The sequence below is a fragment of the Streptomyces sp. A3M-1-3 genome (assembly GCF_024213665.1).
Taxonomy (GTDB): domain Bacteria; phylum Actinomycetota; class Actinomycetes; order Streptomycetales; family Streptomycetaceae; genus Streptomyces.
In genome coordinates this window covers 188,807-210,880 of the sequence record NZ_JANAVP010000009.1, presented here as the reverse complement: position 1 = coordinate 210,880, position 22,074 = coordinate 188,807, and the positions used below count along the sequence as shown (strand labels likewise).

Here is a 22,074-nt window from a genome sequence, read left to right as displayed (position 1 = left end):
CTCGTGCAGTAACGACGTGGGTACGCAGGGTGGTTGTACCAGGCGCGTACCAGGGGAGGTGCCCGTGACGGAGACGTGGCGGTACTGCGGCAACCAGGTCAAGCTGTGGCGTACGCAGGCGGGAGTCAGCCGCGAGGAGCTGGGCAAGGAAGCCGGCTACGAATACGAGACGGTCAAGTCGATGGAACAGGGCCGCAGACGCCCGACCGTCCGGCTGCTCCAGATCGCGGACCAGATGTGCGGGGCGACGGGGAAGCTGGTTGCGGCGCAGGAGTTCCTGAAACCGGAGCCGTTTCCGGCGCGGTCGCAGGAGTTCATGGCTGCGGAGGCGGAGGCGATTGCTCTCAACTGGTACGAGCCGCTGCTGATTCCGGGGCTCTTGCAAACCGAGGAGTACGCGCGGGCGTTGATCAGCGAAAGCTGTCCGCCACTGGATGACGAGACGGTGACGGAGCGGGTGAGCGCGCGGCTGCGGAGGCAGGAAGCGTTGACGCGCAGGACGAGCACGGTGTTCGGCTTCGTGGTGTACGAGGCCGCGCTTCGCACGATGGTCGGCGGACGGGGCGTCATGCGGAGGCAGTTGCTGCGTCTGGTGGAGGTGGGCGAGCTGCGCAACGTCTCGATCCAGGTGCTGCCCATGGGCCGGTGCAGCGGCGTGGCACTCAACGGCCCGCTGGTCCTGCTGGAGACCCCCGACCACGAACAATGGGCCTGGGCCGAAGGCCAGAAGACAAGTGCGCTCTACGCCGAGCCCGGCAAGGTCAGTGCCCTGACGCAGGCGCATGGCATGATCCGCATGAACGCCCTCAGCATCGCGGAATCGATGGAGTTCATCGGGAAGGTGGCGGAAGAGCTATGAGCGAACGCCTCAGGTGGTTCAAGTCCAGCTACAGCGACAGCGAGGGCAGTGCCTGCATCGAAGTCGCCCTGGAATGGCGGAAGTCCACCCACAGCGACAGCCAGGGCAGCAACTGCGTCGAGGTCGCCACCTGCCCCCACACCGTCCACGTCCGGGACTCGAAGCTCGGCGACGGCAGCCCGCGGTTCGCTGTTTCCTCCCCCACCTGGGCCGCTTTCGTGGCCGAGATCCGGGATTCGGAACCCGAGCGCCTTTTCTGAGGAATGGGCGGTGGGTACAACCCACCCACCCTCCCAAGTCCCCCGCTTACCAACGCACATCACTTTTCGTGACCGGCTTGCCACGCCCTGTCGCGACCCTCTAGCGTTCGCAGCAACAAACAACCCCGGCCAGGTGCTACCAACACCGACCGGGGTCTGACCATCAAGATCTGTAGAGGCGATCTCGTGGCTTCCGAAGACTTTAACTCTGCCCTGCCCGCGCCCGCACACCCCATGGCCAAGCCGGGGTACGGCAAGCGCTCCGCGCCCGACCAACTCCCTCGCAACCAGGGCAACTTCAGCCACCTCCCGCCGCGCGAGGCGTACATCGCGTCGTACCTGGACCGGTTGCCCGACGGTGCCGCGATTGACATGAAGACGCTCGCCAAGGAGCTGCCCTTCGGGCAGATGGCCGTGGGCACCGCGCTTCACGCGCTTTCCGCCGCCGGGCATCTGCGGCGTATCCGGGTGCCGTTGGGCGAGCGGCTGACCCAGTGGGTGTTCCGGACGTACTTCTCGCGGACCGCGCGCGACAACGCGTGGTGGAAGCGGCTGCTGGAGGGGCGCATCCAGGCCGAAGAGGTCCAGCCCGAGGAGTTCCGGGCCGAGGAGCCCGTACCCACCCCACCCGCGCGTTCCGAGGCGTACCAAACCCTCGCCCGGCTCGGCCGTACCGATGCGCGGATGGCACTCTCGGCCGCCGAGTGCGCGGCCCTCGAAGGGCTGGCCGCGCAGTGGCTGGCCAACGGGGCCACGCACGAGCTGCTCCTCGGCGCCATGACCGCAGGGCTGCCGCCACAGGTCCACGCGCCGGGGGCTTTCGCCCGTCGCCGGCTCACGGACAAGATGCCCGCGCCCCTGCCCGTACGAACCGTATCCGTGGCTCCCGTGCTGCCCGCCCGGCGGGCGCTGATGGAGTGCACCGAGTGCGGCGTACCGGGCATGCCGGACGCGCTGCCGGGCGGGCTGTGCCGGGGCTGTCGGAAGGTCCCCGGCCCCGTGGACCCGTACCTCCTCCCGCCCCAGGAGGTACGCCGCCGGGTGGCGGAGCTCAGAGCCGTCAACTCGTCCGGGTACCGATCCGGTACCGGCACCCCTACCGTGGAGGCATGCCTGCCTTGAACATCGAATTCACCGAGGAAGAGCTCGCGGGTGTCCGCGACCTGGCCGCCGCCGAAGGCAAGAGCGTGAAGGCGTACGTCCACGACGCGGCCGTACGCGAGCACTTCCGGCGGACGTTCGTCGACGGTGCCGTCAAGTGGTTCAACGACCACAAGGCGGAGTTCGACGAGGCGTTCCCCGACGAGGTACCGCCACGGGACCGCAAGCCTGTCGTGCCGGAAGAGCAGCAGCACGACGGGGAAGACCAAGGGAAGAGCCAGGCAGCCTGAGTGAGTCCGTACATCGACGTGCCCTGGCTTCTGGATGTCCAGGAGCGGGCCGTCCCGGAAGACCTCACCGTGTCGGACTACTCGGCGCTCGTCGCCGCCGTCGCCCGTCACAAGACCCGCGTGCCCGTGCTCGCAGAGGCCGACCCCGACACCGCCTGGAAGGCGGCGGCGCTGCTGCACACGGTCGTCAGCCTGTCGCCGCTGCCGTTCCGCAATTCGCTGTAGACCTGGTAGTCCTAGCTCGGACACCAGGGAGCAAGTAACCACCGGTAGGCCCCGAGGGGGGCGTCTGCCGTTTCCTGGCGCTGGAGCGCCTCGTCGGGCTGACCGGGCGCCCCTGGCCGAAGCACCTCACCGATCGGCTTCAGCCTGGGACGCTACAGCCCGAGGATCAGTGCCACTGCGGCGACGCAGCCGAGGTGGGCGACGGTGAGCAGGAGCCATTCGATGATTCTCATGCGCCAGTGATTGCGCGCCAGTACCCGCCACTCGTGGACCATGAATCCGACGGCGGTGGCGAGCAGCGGGGCCCAGAGCAGAGTCCACCAGGACCAGACGTCGCCGAAGCGGAGCACGGCGCACGCTGCGCCGGTGAGCAACACCGTCAGGGACCAGGCAGGCGTCTGCTGTGTGTCGTTGGAGTGCTCGGCGGTGAAGGAGTTGTTCATGGCTGACGACCTTTCGGCTGGGGACCGCTTTGTCGGGCATGGCGGAGGGCGCGCGCCCCCACCAGCGGGGTGCGGCGCGCCCTCCGTCACGGCTCTACGTCTCAGTGGAACAGCACCCAGATGCTGTACAGGTCGCTGCCGAAGCCCATGGCCCACAGCGGGGCCTTCCACTTCCAGTCGAGGGCCTTGTACCACTTGTTGAAGTCGCTGAACTTACCGCCCACGGCCTTGGCGAAGCCGGGGATCTTCTTGAACAGCTTGACGATCCCGTCCCACCTGTTCGCAGCGGCCAACTCGCCGTTAGCGATGGCCTGCAGCTCGGCACGCTCGGCCGCGTTGAGCTCGATCGGAGAGCTCAGCAGTGCCCGCGCGACATCCCGAACCTGCTGCTCCTGCACCGCCGGCGCGGTGACAGCGGCCGCCGGAGCGGGAGTGGTGGTGCGGGCGTGCGCAACGCCGCCACCGAGTCCGAAAGCCAGGGCCGCAACAACGGCGGCCCCTCCGATGCGGATCGCTTTGCGATTCACGTATTGTTCCCCTGTGTCAAGGCACAGGGGGGTGGAGTCCAGGTGTCTGGTCGCCGAGCCGGCGGCTTGGACACTTTCGGCCCGCAACCGCGCCTGGCTTCGCCCCCCGTGCGAATGGTTATGTACAGCCAGCGAGTTGGCCTGGTCAGGGGCCTTGTGCGGCTGCGTCAGGAACGTAACCCAGTTCGGTGATCTCACTCAAACGGTTGACATCGCGAGCATGATCACAAGTGAATCGTTTCCGCCGCATCGGAAGCCATCAGCCCCCCTAAAATCCGTCCATACATTCCGCAATTCCCCGCGCGGCCACCTCTTTCCAGCCAAACCATCGAACACGGCTTCCTGCGTGTCGCAAGGCGCATCGAAGACTCGGTTCCGCTTACGACAACCAGCGTCTCGGACTTCAGGACACCCATCTGCCTGTCGTACATCTCAGGGCTGAGGCGGAGTCGTGTTCCGGGGCGACAATCAGCTGGTGGGCTGCGGGAATCCTGGTTCCATGACGAGTGAGACGACGGTCCCCGGCTCGGCGCTGCCGTTCCCCTTAGACCCACGGCGCCCCGCCCCTTGGCGTTTCTCCGGATGGCGCTGACCACCGGGCATCACAGATGGTGGCGACCGCCGGCCGGAACGGGCGTGGTGCTCATCGGCGCCGTCGCGATGATGCTGGTGCTGTTCGTCGGCACCGAGATCCCGTCGGTGAACCTCCGGAACCTACCCCGGCGGGTTACTTGCTCCCTGGTGTCCGAGCTAGGACTACAGGGCCCTGTACACCTGCTCGGTCGCCACGCACTACATGGCCGCCATGGGCGAGGGCATCGACCCGCCGTACGGAGCCCTGTCCGAGCTGGTCAGTGAGGTTCGCCGGAAGGAGGCCGACGTCTTCGGCGCCGGCTCCCGGATCCGTTCCTGGCGGATCTGACCGCCTCCCCGGCCCGGCCCGCCCGTCCCGGGGTGACGAGCACAACACCCCGAGCACCGCGCTCCCCCGCCGCTGCGTAAACCGCAGGTGTCCGCGCCGTCACGGCACTGATTTCGAAGGACCGGAGCCGCTCCCACTGAGCGATGCACCAAACCGGACATTGTTGTCACATCCTTGTGGCACAAAACGCGAGGCAGACCGCCCGACGGCCCCGTAAGCTCCCCGCATGCAGGTGATCCAGTCAACGAAGCTCGCCAACGTCTGTTACGAGATCCGGGGCCCTGTGCTCGAGGAGGCGATGCGGCTCGAGGCAGCAGGTCACCGCATCCTCAAGCTCAACACCGGCAACCCGGCCGCCTTCGGTTTCGAGTGCCCGCCCGAGATCCTCGAGGACATGCTGCGCAACCTCGGGAGCGCGCACGGGTACGGTGACGCGAAGGGGCTGCTGTCCGCACGCCGCGCGGTCATGCAGCACTACCAGACCAAGGGCATCGAGCTTGACGTCGAGGACATCTACCTCGGCAACGGCGTCTCCGAGCTGATCCAGATGTCGATGCACGCGCTGCTGGACGACGGCGACGAGGTACTCGTACCGGCGCCGGACTACCCGCTGTGGACCGCGTCGGTCTCGCTCGCGGGGGGCACGGCCGTGCACTACCGCTGCGACGAGCAGTCCGACTGGATGCCCGACCTCGCCGACATCGAGCGGAAGATCACCGACCGCACCAAGGCAATCGTCATCATCAATCCGAACAACCCGACGGGTGCGGTGTACGACGACGAGATGCTGCGCTCGCTCACGGAGATCGCCCGCCGGCACAACCTGGTCGTCTGCTCCGACGAGATCTACGACAAGATCCTCTACGACGGCACCACGCACACCCCGACCGCCGCCATCGCCCCGGACCTGCTCACTCTCACCTTCAATGGGCTGTCCAAGAACTACCGGGTGGCCGGCTACCGCAGCGGCTGGATGGCGGTCTGCGGACCGAAGGCGCACGCCGCGTCTTACATCGAGGGTCTGACGATCCTGGCCAATATGCGGCTCTGCGCAAATATGCCCTCGCAGCACGCGGTGGCCACGGCGCTCGGCGGACGCCAGTCGATCGAGGACCTGGTGCTGCCGGGCGGCCGGATTCTGGAGCAGCGGAACACCGCGTACGAGCTGCTCACGCAGATCCCGGGGGTGACGTGCGTGAAGCCGAAGGGCGCGCTGTACCTGTTCCCGCGGCTCGACCCCACGGTCTACAAGATCAAGGACGACCGGGCCATGGTCCTCGATCTCCTCCGTGCCGAGAAGATCATGGTCGTGCACGGTACGGGATTCAACTGGCCGGAGCCGGACCACTTCCGGATCGTCACCCTGCCCAGCACCGAGGACCTCGCGGACGCGGTCACCCGGATCGGGAACTTCCTGGACGGCTACAGCCAGCCGTAGCCCGACTCGGCTCAACCTTAGACACAATCCAAGCTAGGATGGTCTCCTGACGACCCGCGCAGGAGGCCATCCCCATGTACGAGCCGATCCGTACCAAGTCGGTCCATCGCATGGACCGTGCCGCCGCCGACTATCCGCACCGCAGCCGCGAGGAGGAGCTGGACATCCAGCTCGCGGGCCATCTGGCCGCGCTCCTCGCCGTCACCGACGAGCTGGGCCTCGACGAGGACGCCGAGCGCATCGCCGGCCAGGTGGCCAGGCTGCGCGGCGCCCCGCCCGTCCGGCACGCCGGCCTCACCTCCGGCGGCACCGGCGCCCTGCACCGCCGCGCCCACGACATCGCGGCCCGCGCCCTGCTCGTCGCCGCTTCCCGTGCCGACACCGCGGCCGCGATCCTCGCGGCCGAGCGGATGGACGTACACGCCGCCGCGCTGGAACTGGCCGGCGCCCACTGACGGCCCCGGTCCGCGTGCCGCGGAGGCGCGCGGACCGGGTGCCACCCGCCTGCGGCGCGCGAGCCCGTTGCCGTCAGCGTTACGGCAGGAGGGTCAGCGCCGAGACGTGCTTCGGTTTGACGACGGTGAAATGCCGGTGATCGATGGTGGCGATACGCTCTGTCTCGTAGCGTTCAGCGATGGCGATCACGGAGGCGTCGACTGCGCCGAGCGGGAAGTCGCCGTATTTCACGACCAGTTCGCTGATACGCCGTAGGTCGTCGTGGGTGAGCTGAACGAGTTCGAGTCGCCCTTTGACGACCTGGTCGATAAAGCTGGCCTCGATGTTCGGCCAGCGCTCCAGACTCCAGCACACCTCGGCCAGTACGGTGCCGGGCAGCAGACGGCGCCCCTTCAGCCCCTTGAGGAAGTCCACGCAGCGGGCATGGTGCTTGTCGTTGGCGTTGAACGCCGCGAGCAGGGGGCCGGTATCGAAGACCGTGACGGTCACCCGGCCTCACCGAAGCGCCGCTCCATACGCTCGCGCACGTAGTCGTCGTGGCGCTCGGCATAGTCCGCGGGCGCGCTGATGGTCCCGAACAGCGCCAGGAAGTCGTCCGGCAGCCCGTCGTCGCTGGTCGCCTCGGCCTCTTCCGGCGCTTCCCGGTCGACCTCGGACAGCTCCTCGTCCTGGGTGATGATCAGCCGCAGTCTCCGCGCCTGGGCCGGGCTGAGCCGGTCGACCAGATGATGCAGGTGCTCATAGTCGTGTGCTGCCGTCATGGGCCAAGTCTGGCACCCTCCCAGTCCCCCTGTCCTGCCTCTCTGACCAGCCGCTCCGCGCACGCGCGGACGGCGGGCCCCCGCCGTGGGGGCCCGCCGTCGGCAAACACGCAGGGCGGCGACTAGCCCAGGCGCTTCACCAGCGCGCGGTACTCGTCCCACAGCTCCTTCGGGGTGTGGTCACCGAAGGTGTTGAGGTGCTCCGGCACCAGCGCCGCTTCCTCGCGCCAGACCTCCTTGTCGACCGTGAGCAGGAAGTCGAGGTCGGACTCGGAGAGGTCGAGGCCGTCGGTGTCCAGGGCCTCCTTGGTCGGCAGGATGCCGATGGGGGTCTCGACGCCCTCGGCCTTGCCCTCCAGGCGCTCGACGATCCACTTCAGAACGCGGCTGTTCTCACCGAAGCCCGGCCACACGAACTTGCCCGCGTCGTTCTTGCGGAACCAGTTGACGTAGTAGATCTTCGGGAGCTTGGCGGGGTCCTTGTCCGCGCCGACCTTGACCCAGTGGCCCATGTAGTCGCCCATGTTGTAGCCGCAGAACGGCAGCATGGCGAACGGGTCGCGGCGCAGCTCGCCGACCTTGCCCTCGGCGGCGGCGGTCTTCTCGGACGCGACGTTCGCGCCGAGGAAGACTCCGTGCTGCCAGTCGAAGGACTCGGTCACCAGCGGCACGGCGGTGGCGCGGCGGCCGCCGAAGAGGATTGCCGAGATCGGCACACCCTTCGGGTCCTCCCACTCCGGGGCGATGATCGGGCACTGGCCGGCCGGCACGGTGAAGCGGGCGTTGGGGTGGGCGGCCGGGGTCTTCGACTCCGGGGTCCAGTCGTTGCCCTTCCAGTCGGTGAGGTGCGCGGGCAGTTCCTCGGTCATGCCCTCCCACCACACGTCGTTGTCGTCGGTGAGCGCGACGTTGGTGAAGACGGAGTTGCCCCACATGGTCTTCATGGCGTTGGCGTTGGTGTGCTCGCCGGTGCCGGGCGCGACGCCGAAGAAGCCGGCCTCGGGGTTGATCGCGTAGAGGCGGCCGTCCTCGCCGAACCGCATCCAGGCGATGTCGTCGCCGATGGTCTCGACCGTCCAGCCGGAGATCGTGGGCTCCAGCATGGCGAGGTTCGTCTTGCCGCAGGCGCTCGGGAAGGCGGCGGCGACGTACTTCGACTCACCGTGCGGCGGGGTCAGCTTCAGGATGAGCATGTGCTCGGCCAGCCAGCCCTCGTCGCGGGCCATGACGGACGCGATGCGCAGGGCGTAGCACTTCTTGCCGAGCAGGGCGTTGCCGCCGTAGCCGGAACCGTACGACCAGATCTCACGCGACTCGGGGAAGTGCGAGATGTACTTGGTGGAGTTGCAGGGCCAGGGCACATCCGCCTCACCCTCGGCGAGCGGCGCGCCGAGCGTGTGTACGGCCTTGACGAAGAACCCGTCGGAGCCGAGCTCGTCGAGGACCAGCTGTCCCATACGGGTCATGGTGCGCATGGCGACGGCGACGTACGCGGAGTCGGTGATCTCGACGCCGATCGCGGACAGCGGCGAGCCGACCGGGCCCATGCAGAAGGGCACGACGTACATGGTGCGGCCGCGCATGGAGCCGCGGAAGAGGCCCTTCTCGCCGACGAAGATGTCCTTCATCTCGGCGGGGGCTTTCCAGTGGTTGGTCGGGCCCGCGTCCTCCTCCTTCTCGGAGCAGATGAAGGTCCGGTCCTCGACGCGCGCGACGTCGGTCGGGTCGGAGGCGGCGTAGTACGAGTTCGGGCGCTTGATCGGGTCGAGCTTCTTGAACGTGCCCTTGGCGACGAGCTCCTCGCACAGGCGCTCGTACTCGGCCTCGGAACCGTCGCACCAGACCACCTGGTCGGGCTCGGTGAGGGCAGCGATCTCGTCGACCCAGGAGATCAGCTCCTGGTGGTTGGTGGGGACGGTAGCGGGAGCCGCGATGTCGCGCGCCACGGTTGCTCCTTGATGAGGGGTTTTTTAGATGTATGCCCCGTGGGGGCTGCGACCCGGATGCTTCACTGTGGTGCCCTCGCGCTCATCCGGTGCCGACCGCACTCATCTGATCATCGGTGCCATTCGCCCATATGTCCAGAGGACGTCTCACGTGAGCATCGCCACTTGACGGCTTCGTACCGATACGTAACCTACGGTTGCGTAGGTAGCATGGGGCCTATGACATCACCCGCATCCGACGACGACGGGCCGGTCGAGATCCAGCTCCCCGCCCTGGTCAAGCCGAAGCTGCGCGGCTGGCTGCACGCCGGTATGTTCCCCGCGGTGCTGATCGCGGGGGTGGTGCTGCTCGCCCTCACGGACTCCACCCGCGCCCGGATAGCGTGCGGGATCTACATCCTCACCGCATGCCTGCTCTTCGGCGTGAGCGCGCTCTACCACCGCGGTACGTGGGGCCCGCGCGGCGAGGCGGTCCTGCGCAGGCTCGACCACGCCAACATCTTCCTGATCATCGCGGGTACCTACACCCCGCTGACCATGCTGCTCCTGCCCGCCTCCACGGGACGCACGCTCCTGTGGGCGGTCTGGGCCGCGGCGCTGGCGGGCATCGCCTTCCGGGTCTTCTGGGTCGGCGCCCCGCGCTGGCTCTACACCCCCTGCTACATCGCGATGGGCTGGGCCGCCGTCTTCTTCCTGCCCGACTTCATGCGCGCGGGCGGGATCGCCGTACTCGTGTGCGTGATCGTCGGCGGGCTGCTCTACAGCGCCGGCGGCGTGATCTACGGCATCAAGCGCCCCAACCCGTCACCGCGGTGGTTCGGGTTCCACGAGGTCTTCCACTCGTTCACCCTCGCCGCCTTCGTCGTGCACTACGTCGGCATCTCGCTGGTGGCCTACCAGCACGCCTGAGTCGCGACAATGGGCCCATGGCGTCCCCACATACCCCTGCCGACGAGACCCCCCAGCTGGGGCTGCGCGAGCGCAAGAAGCTCAAGACCCGGATCGCGATCCGCCGGGCCACGTACGCGCTGATCGCCGAGCAGGGGTACGACGCGACCACGATCGAGCAGATCGCGGAGGCGGCCGAGGTCTCCTCCTCCACCGTCTTCCGGTACTTCCCCACCAAGGAGGACATCGTCCTCACCGACGAGTACGACCCGGTGATGGAGGCGGTGCTGCGGGGCCGGCCGGCCGGGGAGCCGCCCCTTGAGTCCCTGCGGTTCGTCATCACCGAGGTGCTGCGTACGTACCTCGACCGCGAACGCGACGAGATGATCCGGCGCACCCGGCTGATGGTGGACATCCCCGCCGTCCGGGCCCGGATGACCGAGACCATGTCGGCGACGGCGATCCTGCTGACCCGCGCGCTCGCCGACCGCACCGGCCGGGCCCCCGACGACCTGGAGCTGCGTATCTTCACCGCGGCGGTGCTGGGCGCGCTGCGCGAGGTGACCATCTACTGGGGCGAGCGCGGCTTCCGGGACGACCTGATCGAACTGGTCGAACGGGCCCTGGACACGATGAAGGGCGGCCTGGCGCTCTGAGCACCCGGCCGCCCCTCCACCGCTGATCAGCGAGTCACCTGCCGGCGGGTCACCGCCTGCGGGTCACTGCCGGCGGGTCACTGCCGGGTCACCGCCTGCGCAGGTCTCCCTTCCCGCACGTGCGCCCGTCCCGGTCCGGGTCCAGCCGCAGCGGATCGTCCTTGCCGTTGACCTTCAGCCGGCCGTAGTCGTGGGTCGCGAGCCACTCGCAGCGGGCCTTCGTCGTCGCCTTGACCGACTTCGGGAAGACGGTCGGGACGCAGACGTTGGCCGTGCCGTAGTGCCGGTCGCAGCCCGCGATCGTCGGCGCGACCGGAGCCGAAGCGCGCTTCTTCAACGGCTTCTTGGGCGCCTTCTCCGGATCGTCCGCGAACGCGTGGACGTGCGCCGAAGGGGCGTCCTTCGCCAGCGCCGCGGGCCCGCCGAGGTGCACCCACTTCGCCACCGACGGGATGCCGCCCGCGTCGACCGCGTAGAGCATGTACCAGCCGGGCGGAGCCAGGTTCGGGTTGCTGGTGACATTGAGGTCGATGTTGTTCCCGTCGACCGTCAGCGGCAGGTCCACGAACCGCTGGTTGGGGTCGGAGGAGTGGGTCACCGCGGCCGGACGGATCAGCTCCGCCTTGGCGATGGGCCGGTTGACGGTGATCCGCTGGGTGTCCCCGTACGTCCACTGCGTGTCGATGACCGAAGTGATCTGCGGGCGGGCGCCCTTGAGCAGATACGGCGGCGTGTAGATCGACACGTTGTGGTTGAAGGTGCCGTTGCCCGGGTTGTCACCGGCCGCCATCACCCGGCCGTCCGGCAGCAGGAACGCCGACGAGTGGTACGTCCGCGGGATCGGGTCCGTCGCCAGGCCCGACTGGTACGTGTTCGTCGTCGGGTCGAAGAACGACGCCTCGTACACCGGATCGGCCCGGTCGTGCAGACCGCCGCCCGTCTCCAGCACCTTGCCGTCCGGCAGCAGCACGGCGGAGACGTACATCTTGCCCTCGGCGCCCGTCTGCGGGCGCTTGCCCAGCCCCTGGTCGACCTGGCCCTGCGGCAGCAGCGGGCCGGGGGTGTAGACCGGGTTGGGGGCCTTGAGGTCGATGATGTCCGTGTACCGGTTCGCGACCGGGTTGCTCTCGTTGTTGCCGCCGCCCACGGTCAGCACCCGCTGGTCCTGGGCCGGGGGAAGCAGCACGCTCGCCGACTCGTCGCGCTGGTCCTTGCTCTGCAGACCGGGCACGTCGGTGACGGTGTTGGCGTTGTAGTCGTAGATGGAGGCGCCCGTGCCCGGCGTGCCGTTGCCGAAGGTGTGGCTGCCGGAGTAGAACAGCCGGCCGTCCTGCATCAGGATCATCGACGGGTACAGGCCCCAGAACGACCAGGTCTGGTTGACCTCGTACCACGGCAGCCACTTGTTCTGCGCCGCGGAGAACTTCTCCGCCGTCACATTGCCCGTCGAGTCCTCCTTCAGACCGCCGAAGGAGATGACGTCACCGTTGCCGAGGACGGTCGCCGACGGGTACCAGTGCCCGCCGTTCATGTCGTTCGTCTTCGTATACGACTCGGTCGCCGGGTCGAAGGTGTACGAGTCCTTCAGCCCCTGGTAGCCGATCTTGCCGTCGGCGGACGGATAGCCCTTGTTGCCGCTCATGATCAGCACCCGGCCGTCCTGGAGCTGCACATGGCCGGCGCAGAACATGTCGACGGGTGTGGGGACGGTCTTGAAGCTGCCGTTCGCCGGGTCGTACACGGCGGAGGTGAACGTGCCCGCCGCGAACAGCGTCGGGTCGTTGCCGGAGCCCGCGATCAGCAGCACCTTGCCGTTGTGCAGCACCACGGAGTGCATGGAACGCACCGGGTTCTGCACCGGAAGGACATCCCAGCGGCCCTTCTCGCACTCCACCGGCGTCGCCGTGCACTGCGGCTCGGGCGCGGGCGGGGTGACTTCCTCCATCACGTAGTCGTCGGTGGTGACGCTGCCCGTGCCGTACACCGACACACCCCACGCGATCTGGTCGGTGCCGGCCGGGACGACGGGCGTACGGACCTCCGTGCGCTGGTAGGCCGGGCTGATCGGGAGGGTCTTGAGGTCCGTCCAGTACTGCCAGCCGGCGGTCGTGTCGTGCCGGAAGAGCGTGACCGAAGTGTCGGGGGTGTCGCTCTTGTACCAGAGCGACAGGTCGTACTGCCGGTCCGGCGTCACCTTGGGCGCGCACGCCGTGTTCTCGGTGATCAGCGCCTTGCGGTCACCGCTCAGCCGCCGGGTCAGCGTCACCTTCATCGCCTTGGTGCCGGAGTGCGCGTCAGGGACGGTGGCGAAGGTGAAGTCGTTGTCGCCCCAGCCGGACTTCGACCAGCAGGCCGGCATGTCCCCGGTGCCCGCCGTCTCGAAGCCCGGATTGGAGATCAGGTTGGGCGGCCCTGCCGAAGCCTGCTGCTGCGGAACAGATATCAACAGCCCCGCCGTCATGGCGCCGACGGCCAGCATCGCCTGTCTGCGGCGACTTCGTCCCTTCGGGATCGTGGATGGTGGCATTACGCGGTCCTTTCTGTGCGGCTCCCTCGGCTGCTACGGCTACTCCTGCGCGGCAGATAGACCAGGGCTTCGGTGGCCGCGAACCGCAGCACGAAGGTGGTCAGCAGCGCGAGCGTGGTGGCGGGCAGAACCGCCAACTGGAACTGGCCCACGAACAGGGCGATCAACGGGATGCGCAGCAGCAGATCGGCGTTGGCCAACAGCGCGAACCGGCCCACCCGGTCCACCCAGTGCCGGTGCGCACGGCGGTCGCGGAACAGCAGCACCTCGATGAGGAGGAAGTTCCACACGACGCCGAACTGGTTGGCGACGACCTCCGCCGGCAGGAAGTGCATCCCGGCGGAGGTGAGGAAGGAGAGGACGACCAGGTTCGGTACGAACCCGGTCAGCCCGATCAGGCCGAAGGCGAGCATCCGGGCCAGCGGCGACGACGTACGCAGCGCGGAGAGGTGCCCAAGGAAGCGCACCCCTTCCTTCGCCGTCGACTTGGACTCACCGGCGAACCGGTCCTGGAAGACGAACGGCACCTCGGCGACCTTCTCCGGCCGGCAGCGCACCGCGAGTTCGAGGAGGATCTTGTAGCCCAGCGGCCGCAGCGCGTCCGCGGTCACCGCGGAGCGCCGGATCGCGAAGAAGCCGCTCATCGGGTCGCTGATGCCGTGCAGCCGGCGCGGGAAGAGCGCCTTGGTCAGCCAGGTGGCGCCGCGCGAGACGGCGATCCGGTAGCCGCCGGCCAGCCCTGCCCGGCTGCCGCCGCGGATGTAGCGGCTGGCGACGACGAGTTCGGCGCCCGACCGCTCGCCGGCCGCGACCAGTTCGGGCACGAGCGCGGGCGGATGCTGGAGGTCGGCGTCCATGACGACGATCCAGTCCGAGCCGGCCGCCTTGATGCCCTCGACGACCGCGCCGCCGAGGCCGCCCGTCGGGGTGTCGCGGTGGATGACGGAAACCGGAAAGGGGCAGTCCTGCGCCGCCTTGCCGATCACCTCCGGGGTGTCGTCCGTGGAGTCGTCGACGAAGACGACCTCGCAGGGCAGCCGGGAGGGCACGGAGTCGGTGAGCCGGCTCAGCAACTCCGCCACGTTGGCCGACTCGTTGAAGGTCGGGATGATGACGGTGACGGCGCCGGGCTCGGCCACCTCGGCGGCGTGAAGATCCGGATCACCCAGTTCCTCAGCTCGTTCGGGAACAGCATTCTCCTGGGGGAAGCCCCCCAGACCCCCTTTGCTCACTGCTCATCAGCTCCCGTGATCTGCCGGATCTCGATCCGGTCCTCGCCCTCGCCGAAGACGGCGACCGGCGTCGAATGCTCCAGTGCAGCCTTGACGTTGGGCAGATCAACGGCGTCCCGGCGAACGGTCGGGGACGAGACGACGTAATCGATGTCCTGCCAGCCGCGCGGCATCGTCTTCGTCACCGCCGGGTCGAGGTCGGCCTTGTAGAACCAGATCGCGCCGAGCCCCGGCTGATAGCCCTGGTGCACCAGGTCGAGCCAGAGCGCGTCGTCGACGAGCACCCGGGCATCCGCCGGGTCCGGCACCTCCTTGCCGAGCCAGGCCGCGGCCTGCCGGTAGGGGCCGTTGGCGTCGGTGGTCAGCGCCGCCTGATTGCCGTCGTACCAGCGCGGCACGACGTACACGGCCGCGGAAGCCGCCAGTACGACAGCCACCGTCCAGCGCCCGTACGACAGCGCCTTCCCCTCGTTCGCCCGCCGCCGCTTGCGCAGTACGGCGTGGGCCACGCTCGCCGCGCCGCCGGCCAGTACCAGCGCCAGGAACGGCAGCGCCTGGATGACGTACATCGCGGGCAGGTAGCCGGACGGGCGCATCGCCACGACCGCCAGGATGGCCACCACCAGCGCGGGGCCCGCGAGCGCCCGTGCGGTGACCGACCAGCGGGTGGTGAGCAGCAGCAGGGCCGCGCCGGCCAGGCCGCCGAGCGGCAGCACCCGGTCGTAGTAGAGCCAGGACCGGAAGACGCCGTGCGAGCCGGAGGCGGTGTCGAAGACGGAGCCGGAACCCGCGCGGCCCATCTGGTACGTGATGCCGTCGATCAGCGACACATGGCCGGGCCCGGGGAACAGCTCGTTGTTCAGCAGCGCGAACAGCGGGTACGACAGGCCGATCATGGTGCAGGCGGTGATCGCGCCGGGTACCGCGAACTTGCGGGTGTCCTTGTGGCTGTGCCGCCACATCGTCACCAGCAGTGCCGGCAGCACCACCAGCATCGTCTCCTTGGTGAGCACGCCGACCGCGGCGGCGAGCCCCGCACCGAAGTGGTGCCACAGGTGACGGTTGGGGGAAGCGGCCAGGCAGAAGGCCAGCAGCATCCACATGACCGCGATGTTGTCGAGGAAGATCTCCCGCTGGAGGACGACGGAGAGCGGCGACAGCCCGAACAGCACCATGGCCAGCGCGGCCGCCCAGCGCGGCAGGAACAGCCGGCGCGCCAGTACGTACAGCAGCACCGCGCACGCGGCGCTGACCAGCAGCATCGCGAAGCGCATCGTGGCCACGGTCATGGACTCGGGCGCGATCAGCGACGGCAGCCAGGTGAGGCCGGCTATCTGGATCCAGCCGAGCGGCGGATGGTCGTACCAGTATGTGTAGTGGGCGAGGCCGTCGCCCTGCTGCACGGCCCACGCCTGCGCGAGGTAGGTGCCCTCGTCGTCGCTGAGCGTCGGGAAGTGGGTGATGTTCCAGCCCTGGACGAGCATGATCACGACCAGCAGCCCGAAGCAGAGCAGCAGGTCGGGCCGCGAGCTGCGGAACCGGATGACGGGCCGGACGTGTCCCGGGGCCGCGGCCTCGGGCGCCGGCCGCTGTGCGGGGAGGGTGGCGGTGTCGGTGTCAGTGGCCGTAGGCAGAGTTGCGGTCACCGGTGGACATCCTCTCGGGTCTCAGTGAGGTGCGCGCCGACATGGCTGGTCAGCTCCCACTCGTTGCGGCCGCGCTGCTCCCGCCAGACGGCGCGCATCGCGGCGCCGGCCAGGAGGATCTGGTAGAAGGGGCCGCCGATGATGAGCTTCAGGTAGTGGACGAAGCGGACGCGGAGGCCATACTGCTTGCCGAAGTCGTGCAGTCCGACGATCTCGAAGACGAACGTGACCATGGCCGTGATCAGGGGCAGGAAGGTCACGATGGCGACGCCGACGGGGACATCGAGGAAGAACGCGATGCCCGCGTTGAGCGGGATGATCACGCCGGAGAATGCCTGCAGGAACGGCGTCATGAGGGTGTAGCGGGCGAGCAACCGCTGCCCGAAGCCAGGGAGTTGCTTCCAGTCCCTCTTCCGGTAGACCTGGAGGAAGCCCTGATTCCACCGGGTCCGCTGCTTGAGCAGGCTCATCAGCGTGCCGGGGGTCTCCTCGCGGGTGACCATGTCGCTGTCGTACGCGACGACGACCTTCTTGCCGACACTCGACAGCCGCACACCGAGGTCGCAGTCCTCGGCCAGGCAGTTCTGGTCCCAGCCGTCGGCCTCGCGCAGCACGTCCGTACGGACGAAGACGGTGTTGCCGCCGAGCGGGATGAAGCCCTTCTGCGCGTGCAGGTGCAGGCGGGAGCGGAACCAGAAGAAGTACTCCAGGCAGTTGCGCAGGCTGTACCAGCTGGAGTGGAAGTTGATCAGCTGGACCCCGCCCTGGACGACATCGGCGCCGGTGGACGTGAAGGCGTGGTCCACATGCGCGAGCAGCTCGGGGTGGACCTGGTCCTCGGCGTCGAAGACGCCCACGATGTCGCCGCGGCAGTGCGGGAGGGCGGTGTTGAGCGCCTTGGGCTTGTTCTTGACCTCGTGGGTGTCGGTGATGACCCGTACCCGGACCGGGTCGCGGGACGCCGCGCGCTCGGCGACGGCGGCGGTCTCCGGGTCGTCGTGCCCGACGATCACGATGATCTCGTAGTTGGTGTGGCTGGATTCGAGCAGTCGCTCGATGGTGTGCTCCAGCACGGCCTGTTCATGCCGGGCCGGCAGCAGCAGGGAGAAGGAGAGCCCCACGCCGCCGTGCGGGCGGGCGAAGCTGGTGGCGGCGAGTGTTTCCGGCGTACGCCAGGCATGCATCTGCCACCAGAGTGTGAACGCCGCCATCCAGAACAGCGCCAGCGAAACGGCAGCAATAAACACAGAAGTGAACAAAAAGGTCCCCCCTTGGACCTGCTGAGGCGCCGCGCGCCGCAACATCGCGTGATTCCCCCAAGGGGCGGATCGCGGCCGGACCCCCTGTCCGGCGCTGCCCCTGTCTTCCCCCTCCGCGTACTCCCCAGTACGCGAGTCCGAGTCTCTCGTGGAGAGAATAGGGGGAGAAGGTGAAACTCAGACACTGAACACATAAAAAGCGTGTTTCTGAACTGGCGTACGATCAAGAAACATTGACGCCGTGTACGGTGCCCCCGCACACCACGGCGCACCACCCGAGCCAGATCACGCGCCGGAACGCGCCCCCAACTGCCCCGCCAGCACCGCCACATCGGAAGTCGGCGCGGCACACACGAAATGCCGGCACACGAACGCGGCGGGCCGGCCCTCCACCAGCGGCCGGTCGGCCAGCAGCGGCATCTCGTCGCTCCCCGGCTCCCCCACCGCGACCACCGCACCCGGAGCCGTCGCCAACAGCGCCGCGCGGTGCAGCTCCTGCGTCCGCACGTCGTCCGGCCCACCCACCACGGCCACCTCACGCGGCCCGTCGAGCAGCGACTCGGCCACCGCGAGCCCCCAGCCGATGAACCGCGGCGCACGCGGACCCAGCGCCTTCACCACACCCAACGCCCGCTCGGCGGCCGTCCGGTGCGCCTCCGACCCGGTGTGCGCCGCGTACGACAGCAACGCGCCCGCCGCCGCCGTCCACCCCGACGGCGTGGCACTGTCGGTCGGGTCCTGCGGCCGGCGGATGAGCTGCTCGGCATCGTGCGCCGTGTCGAACAGGACGCCGTCCTCACCCCTGAACTGATCCAGCACGATGTCCGTCAGGAACCCCGCGAACTCCAGCCACACGCCCTCCCCGGACACCGCGGCCAGCGCGAGGAACCCCTCGGCGACATTCGCGTAGTCCTCCAGGACCCCGGCGTTCGCACCGACGTGACCGTCCTTGGAGGTCCGGGCCAGCCGCGCCCTGCCGTCCATGTGCACCCGTACGAGCAGATCGGCGGCCTCGGTCGCCCGCTCCACCAGGTCCGGCCGGCCGAAGTACGCCCCCGTCTCGGCGAGCGCGGCGATCGCCAGCCCGTTCCAGGACGCCACGATCTTGTCGTCCCGACCGGGGCGCGGCCGCTCCTCGCGGGCGGCCAGCAGCCGCTCCCTGACGGAGGCCACCCGGCCCGCCTCCACCACGCCATCACCCTGCGGCAGCTGAAGGACCGAGGCCCCCTCCTCGAAAGTGCCCTCCTCCGTCACCCCGAAGTACCGGACGGCGAAGTCGCCGTCCTCCTCCCCCAGCACCTCGCGCAGCTGCGCCGGCGTCCACACGTAGAACGCGCCCTCGACATGCCTGCCGCTGCCTCCCCCAGAGCCTTCGGCCTGGGGGTGCCCCCATCCGTCTTCGACTGCACTGTCGGCGTCGAGCGCCGAGGCGTAACCGCCCTCACGCGTGCGCAGCTCCCGCACCATGAAGTCGGCGGTCTCCAGAGCGACCCTGCGGGCCAGCTCCGAACCGGTGGCGCGCCACACATGCGCATACACCCGACAGAGCAGCGCATTGTCATACAGCATCTTCTCGAAGTGCGGTACCAAAGATCCATTGGGTCCGCGCAGCACGTAGCGATGGAACCCGCCTCCCACCTGGTCGAACAGGCTGGATCGCACCATGGCCTCGCAGGCGCCTTCCGCCATCTCCCGTGCGCCGTCCGACCCGGTCCGGGCATGGTGGCGGAGAAGAAACTCCACGACCATGCTCGGCGGGAACTTCGTGTCGCCTCCCCCGAACCAGCCGCTCGCCGGGTCGTAGTCCCGGGTCAGCTGGAGCAGGGCGTTGCCCTGGGACTCGGCGGTCGGCAGTCCCGAACCCCCTGCCCCGAGTGCGCGGCCGGCCAGGTCACGGGTGATCTTCTGCGCGACCTCGGCCACCTCCTCACGCCGGCCGACCCAGGCAGTCCGTACGCCTTCGAGCACCTGCGTGAACGAGGCCATCCCGGGCCGGGGCTCGGGCGGGAAATAGGTACCGAAGTAGAAGGGCTCCCCATCGGCCGTCATGAAGACGGACATCGGCCATCCCCCTTGCCCCGTCGCCGCCTGCACCGCCTCCATGTAGACGGCGTCGACGTCCGGCCGCTCCTCCCGGTCAACCTTGATGCTCACGAAGTGCTCGTTCATGTACGCGGCCGTCAGCTCGTCCTCGAAGGACTCGTGCGCCATCACATGGCACCAGTGACAGGAGCTATAGCCGACACTCAGGAACACGGGCACATTGCGCTGACGGGCCTCCTCGAAAGCCGCCGGTTCCCACGGCCACCAGTCCACTGGATTGTCCGCATGCTGGAGGAGGTACGGGGACGTGGCGTGCGCAAGTCGGTTGGGCATACCCCCATCCTTGCGCACCCGTCGAAACGCCGCCGATGTGCCACGAGGGGATGGCAGCGGACGCAATCAGCGGAGCGAATCACGTGTGCACCTGCCAGGGGGCGACACTCTCCCGGGCGACCAGGAGCTTCAGGAAGGGCTCACGTCCCCCGGAGCGGCCGACCACTCCTTGCCAACCGCGTTCGGGCCGTAGGAACGCCGTGGGGCGCTTGCGTCGCGCGCCCGGTGGGTCGGCAGGGTCTTCGTAATCCGGGATCACGTCGCGGAGAATGCCGACACGGCCTGCGCTGTCCTCGACCCGCTTTCCGATCTCAGCGGCGCTGATCATCCCGGCCCCGCCGTCTCCCGTGCGGGTGATTCCGAAGCTCCACGTTGCAGTCGCTGACCTTGGAACCTTCGCCCGCCATGCGAGCCACGCGCAACGGCAGCTCTACTGGTGGTTGCGATTACGTGGTCAGCTGCACGGCCCGCTCCTCGTGTCGTCCCGATGGAGAACACGCTAGGAACCGTGGAACCCCAGAACCCAGGGGATTGCACACGGTTGCACGCCAATTACCGGAGGGAGTCCTTCGCCGCGGTGATCAGCGCGCGGGCCTTCGCGCCGTAGACCGCCAGATCGGCCAGCTCCGTGAAGGTCTCGGCGTAGGCGGCAACCTCGCTGGGCTGCGTGAGGGTGAGATAGCCGGAGACCAGCTCGACGTTGGCCTGTGCGGTGTCGAAGATCCAGAATCCTTCCACCGGCATCCGTGACCGATCGGTTCGTGTGGGCACCACGCCCAGGCTCACGCGGGGCAGCGCGCCGACTGTGAGGAGATGGCAGAGCTGTTCCTCTTGCACCTCCGCCCCGCCGATCCCGTTCCGCAAGACCGATTCCTCAACCAGGAACGCGAACCGTCGATCGCCCTCGTAGAGCACGCGTTGCCGCTCCATGCGGACAGCTACCGCGTCGGCCACGTCGTCCACTGCGACCCGTCTCCGCTGGACAGCACGCAACACGGCCTCGGTGTAGCCGTACGTCTGGATCAGTCCCGGAACGAACCACGACGAGTAGGCGCGGAATCGGCGGGTGCGCTCGAACAGCGGCAAGCGGGCTTCCTGTGCCTGTTTGAGCCCGGCGCGTTCCATGCGCCGCCACCCGATCCACATGCCTTCGGCAGTGCGCAGTGATGCAATCAGGTCGTCGGTCTGATCCTCCGCGCCACAGGCACGGCACCACGCCCGGATGTCGTCAGCGGACGGGGGCGTACGCGCGTTCATGATCCGTGACGACTTGGACGGATGCCAGGAGCACAGACGGGCGATATCCCGTCCGGTCAGGCCGGCATCCCGGCACAGCTCAGCGAGTCGGTTCGCCAGAGCTTGCCGGGCCTGCTGCGCGCTCGAAGATGGTGAGACAGCCATGGTGGTGACAGGTCAGCGCGGTCGGTACTCCTCGTGGGGGATGGCCCTTTGCCATACGGCCTCGAAGGCGCCGGCGCACAGCTTCACCCGCTCAGGGTCATCCACGTACTCCCGCCCGTCCTGGTCGAGCTGCCCGTCTCCGGTGAAGTGATGGAACAGGGCCTGTGCCCCGTCGAAGACCCAGAAGTCCGTACCGGGCAGGGCCAGATCTGTGGTCTGCCTTCTCGGCAGCCATCCGACCAGCTCACCCGCTGCGATGTTCGTGAAGGTGCAGTCGTACTCGTAGCGCACGTAGTCGCTGATCGGCTCGGACACGATCCGGACCCGACGGACCGCTACCCCACGGGCCGTCGCTTCGCGCACCGCGTCGTGCCAGCCGCCCCACCACGAAGACCGGTCAGCGGGGTCAAGGCGCTTGCCCTGCTGCCACGCGATGAACTCGGGGTCATCGAGCATGTAGCTGTCACGCAACTCAAGGTGCACTGCCGAGTGTTGTGCTCGTGCCAGTGCATGACGCGCGGGTGGCTGCACTTCCTGCCTCTCAGTTGTCGTCCGGGCGGGGGATGTACTTCAGCATTACCGCGGGAACCCGGATGATCGTCTCGTGGTCCGGCACGTCCGTGGAGTGGCCCGGGATCGAACCGATCTCCTGGCACGCCTTCACTTCCTCCTCCGTCGCCTTGTACGACTGGATCAGAAGGTCACCGGTCTCCACGTGGAGCCAGATCGTCGGAGACTCGTCAGTCGGCGTGTTCGGGATGATGCCGAGGAACTTTAGGGTCACGATCGCTCCCGCCGTCGAGTGGGTTGCACCAGCGTGCACGAGCCTCACCCTTGCAACTGAGCTGCGCAAGAGGGCCT

The 22,074-nt window shown here is 68.4% G+C and carries 21 protein-coding genes and 1 pseudogene; 9 read left to right on the top strand and 13 right to left on the bottom strand.

What is annotated here, in order from left to right; all coding sequences use genetic code 11:
- Positions 1 to 64: 64 nt before the first annotated feature.
- The 5 genes and pseudogenes from NLX86_RS13235 to NLX86_RS13215 form a co-directional block, all read left to right on the top strand.
- Positions 65 to 859, top strand: a complete 795-nt coding sequence (locus NLX86_RS13235) for a helix-turn-helix transcriptional regulator (protein WP_254371846.1) — start codon at positions 65 to 67, stop codon at positions 857 to 859.
- Complete coding sequence (locus NLX86_RS13230; protein ID WP_254371845.1) at positions 856 to 1,119, top strand: DUF397 domain-containing protein; 264 nt, start codon at positions 856 to 858, stop codon at positions 1,117 to 1,119. Before NLX86_RS13235 ends, NLX86_RS13230 begins: the two co-directional genes overlap by 4 nt.
- Before the next feature lie 186 nt (positions 1,120 to 1,305).
- A complete protein-coding gene (locus tag NLX86_RS13225) occupies positions 1,306 to 2,241 on the top strand; it encodes a hypothetical protein (protein ID WP_254371844.1) in 936 nt (311 codons plus the stop codon).
- Positions 2,229 to 2,510 carry a hypothetical protein gene (locus tag NLX86_RS13220; RefSeq protein WP_254371843.1) on the top strand — a complete coding sequence of 94 codons (282 nt, stop codon included), beginning with the start codon at positions 2,229 to 2,231 and terminating at the stop codon, positions 2,508 to 2,510. Before NLX86_RS13225 ends, NLX86_RS13220 begins: the two co-directional genes overlap by 13 nt.
- Positions 2,511 to 2,732, top strand: a pseudogene (locus NLX86_RS13215) (toxin Doc); the annotation flags it as partial.
- Between the two features lie 155 nt (positions 2,733 to 2,887).
- Here the strand turns inward: NLX86_RS13215 and NLX86_RS13210 are convergent.
- Together NLX86_RS13210 and NLX86_RS13205 are read right to left on the bottom strand one after the other, a co-directional pair.
- Entirely contained in the window at positions 2,888 to 3,178 is a 291-nt protein-coding gene (locus NLX86_RS13210; RefSeq protein WP_254371842.1) for a hypothetical protein, read from the bottom strand.
- Positions 3,179 to 3,279: 101 nt separating this feature from the next.
- A complete protein-coding gene (locus NLX86_RS13205; protein WP_254371841.1) occupies positions 3,280 to 3,705 on the bottom strand; it encodes a hypothetical protein in 426 nt (141 codons plus the stop codon).
- A 1,148-nt stretch (positions 3,706 to 4,853) separates the two neighbouring features.
- Between NLX86_RS13205 and NLX86_RS13200 the strand changes: the two genes are divergently transcribed.
- On the top strand, positions 4,854 to 6,065 hold the full coding sequence (locus NLX86_RS13200) for a pyridoxal phosphate-dependent aminotransferase (protein ID WP_254371840.1): 1,212 nt from the start codon (positions 4,854 to 4,856) through the stop codon (positions 6,063 to 6,065).
- A 74-nt stretch (positions 6,066 to 6,139) separates the two neighbouring features.
- Positions 6,140 to 6,520 carry a hypothetical protein gene (locus NLX86_RS13195; RefSeq protein ID WP_254371839.1) on the top strand — a complete coding sequence of 127 codons (381 nt, stop codon included), beginning with the start codon at positions 6,140 to 6,142 and terminating at the stop codon, positions 6,518 to 6,520.
- 79 nt (positions 6,521 to 6,599) lie between these two features.
- Here NLX86_RS13195 and NLX86_RS13190 read toward each other — a convergent pair whose 3' ends face one another.
- The 3 genes from NLX86_RS13190 to NLX86_RS13180 all read right to left on the bottom strand — a co-directional run bounded on the left by NLX86_RS13190 (position 6,600) and on the right by NLX86_RS13180 (position 9,228).
- Positions 6,600 to 7,010 (bottom strand): PIN domain-containing protein, encoded by a 411-nt coding sequence (locus NLX86_RS13190; RefSeq protein ID WP_254371838.1) that lies wholly within the window; start codon positions 7,008 to 7,010, stop codon positions 6,600 to 6,602.
- Positions 7,007 to 7,282, bottom strand: coding sequence for a hypothetical protein (locus NLX86_RS13185; RefSeq protein ID WP_254371837.1), 276 nt, complete (start codon positions 7,280 to 7,282; stop codon positions 7,007 to 7,009). Before NLX86_RS13185 ends, NLX86_RS13190 begins: the two co-directional genes overlap by 4 nt.
- Before the next feature lie 122 nt (positions 7,283 to 7,404).
- A complete protein-coding gene (locus NLX86_RS13180; RefSeq protein ID WP_254371836.1) occupies positions 7,405 to 9,228 on the bottom strand; it encodes a phosphoenolpyruvate carboxykinase (GTP) in 1,824 nt (607 codons plus the stop codon).
- Between the two features lie 219 nt (positions 9,229 to 9,447).
- Here NLX86_RS13180 and NLX86_RS13175 point away from each other — a divergent pair, with 219 nt between their 5' ends.
- Together NLX86_RS13175 and NLX86_RS13170 are read left to right on the top strand one after the other, a co-directional pair.
- Positions 9,448 to 10,137, top strand: coding sequence for a hemolysin III family protein (locus tag NLX86_RS13175; protein WP_254371835.1), 690 nt, complete (start codon positions 9,448 to 9,450; stop codon positions 10,135 to 10,137).
- Positions 10,138 to 10,154: 17 nt separating this feature from the next.
- The gene (locus NLX86_RS13170) at positions 10,155 to 10,772 is read left to right on the top strand and encodes a TetR/AcrR family transcriptional regulator (protein ID WP_254371834.1); all 618 of its coding nucleotides are present in this window, start codon (positions 10,155 to 10,157) and stop codon (positions 10,770 to 10,772) included.
- An 88-nt stretch (positions 10,773 to 10,860) separates the two neighbouring features.
- On the opposite strand, the gene NLX86_RS13165 is transcribed toward NLX86_RS13170, so the two are convergent.
- The 8 genes from NLX86_RS13165 to NLX86_RS13130 form a co-directional block, all read right to left on the bottom strand.
- Positions 10,861 to 13,233 (bottom strand): galactose oxidase-like domain-containing protein, encoded by a 2,373-nt coding sequence (locus NLX86_RS13165; protein WP_254371898.1) that lies wholly within the window; start codon positions 13,231 to 13,233, stop codon positions 10,861 to 10,863.
- A 65-nt stretch (positions 13,234 to 13,298) separates the two neighbouring features.
- Positions 13,299 to 14,468 carry a glycosyltransferase gene (locus NLX86_RS13160; protein WP_254371897.1) on the bottom strand — a complete coding sequence of 390 codons (1,170 nt, stop codon included), beginning with the start codon at positions 14,466 to 14,468 and terminating at the stop codon, positions 13,299 to 13,301.
- Positions 14,469 to 14,527: 59 nt separating this feature from the next.
- Positions 14,528 to 16,177, bottom strand: a complete 1,650-nt coding sequence (locus NLX86_RS13155) for a glycosyltransferase family 39 protein (protein ID WP_254371833.1) — start codon at positions 16,175 to 16,177, stop codon at positions 14,528 to 14,530.
- Positions 16,174 to 17,436, bottom strand: coding sequence for a glycosyltransferase (locus NLX86_RS13150; protein WP_254371832.1), 1,263 nt, complete (start codon positions 17,434 to 17,436; stop codon positions 16,174 to 16,176). The genes NLX86_RS13155 and NLX86_RS13150 overlap by 4 nt, the downstream gene beginning before the upstream one ends.
- Before the next feature lie 285 nt (positions 17,437 to 17,721).
- Entirely contained in the window at positions 17,722 to 19,812 is a 2,091-nt protein-coding gene (locus NLX86_RS13145) for a thioredoxin domain-containing protein (RefSeq protein ID WP_254371831.1), read from the bottom strand.
- 552 nt (positions 19,813 to 20,364) lie between these two features.
- Entirely contained in the window at positions 20,365 to 21,213 is an 849-nt protein-coding gene (locus NLX86_RS13140; protein ID WP_254371830.1) for a helix-turn-helix transcriptional regulator, read from the bottom strand.
- Between the two features lie 12 nt (positions 21,214 to 21,225).
- On the bottom strand, positions 21,226 to 21,744 hold the full coding sequence (locus NLX86_RS13135; protein WP_374213874.1) for a DUF6879 family protein: 519 nt from the start codon (positions 21,742 to 21,744) through the stop codon (positions 21,226 to 21,228).
- Between the two features lie 10 nt (positions 21,745 to 21,754).
- A complete protein-coding gene (locus NLX86_RS13130; protein ID WP_254371828.1) occupies positions 21,755 to 21,997 on the bottom strand; it encodes a hypothetical protein in 243 nt (80 codons plus the stop codon).
- Positions 21,998 to 22,074 lie beyond the last annotated feature (77 nt).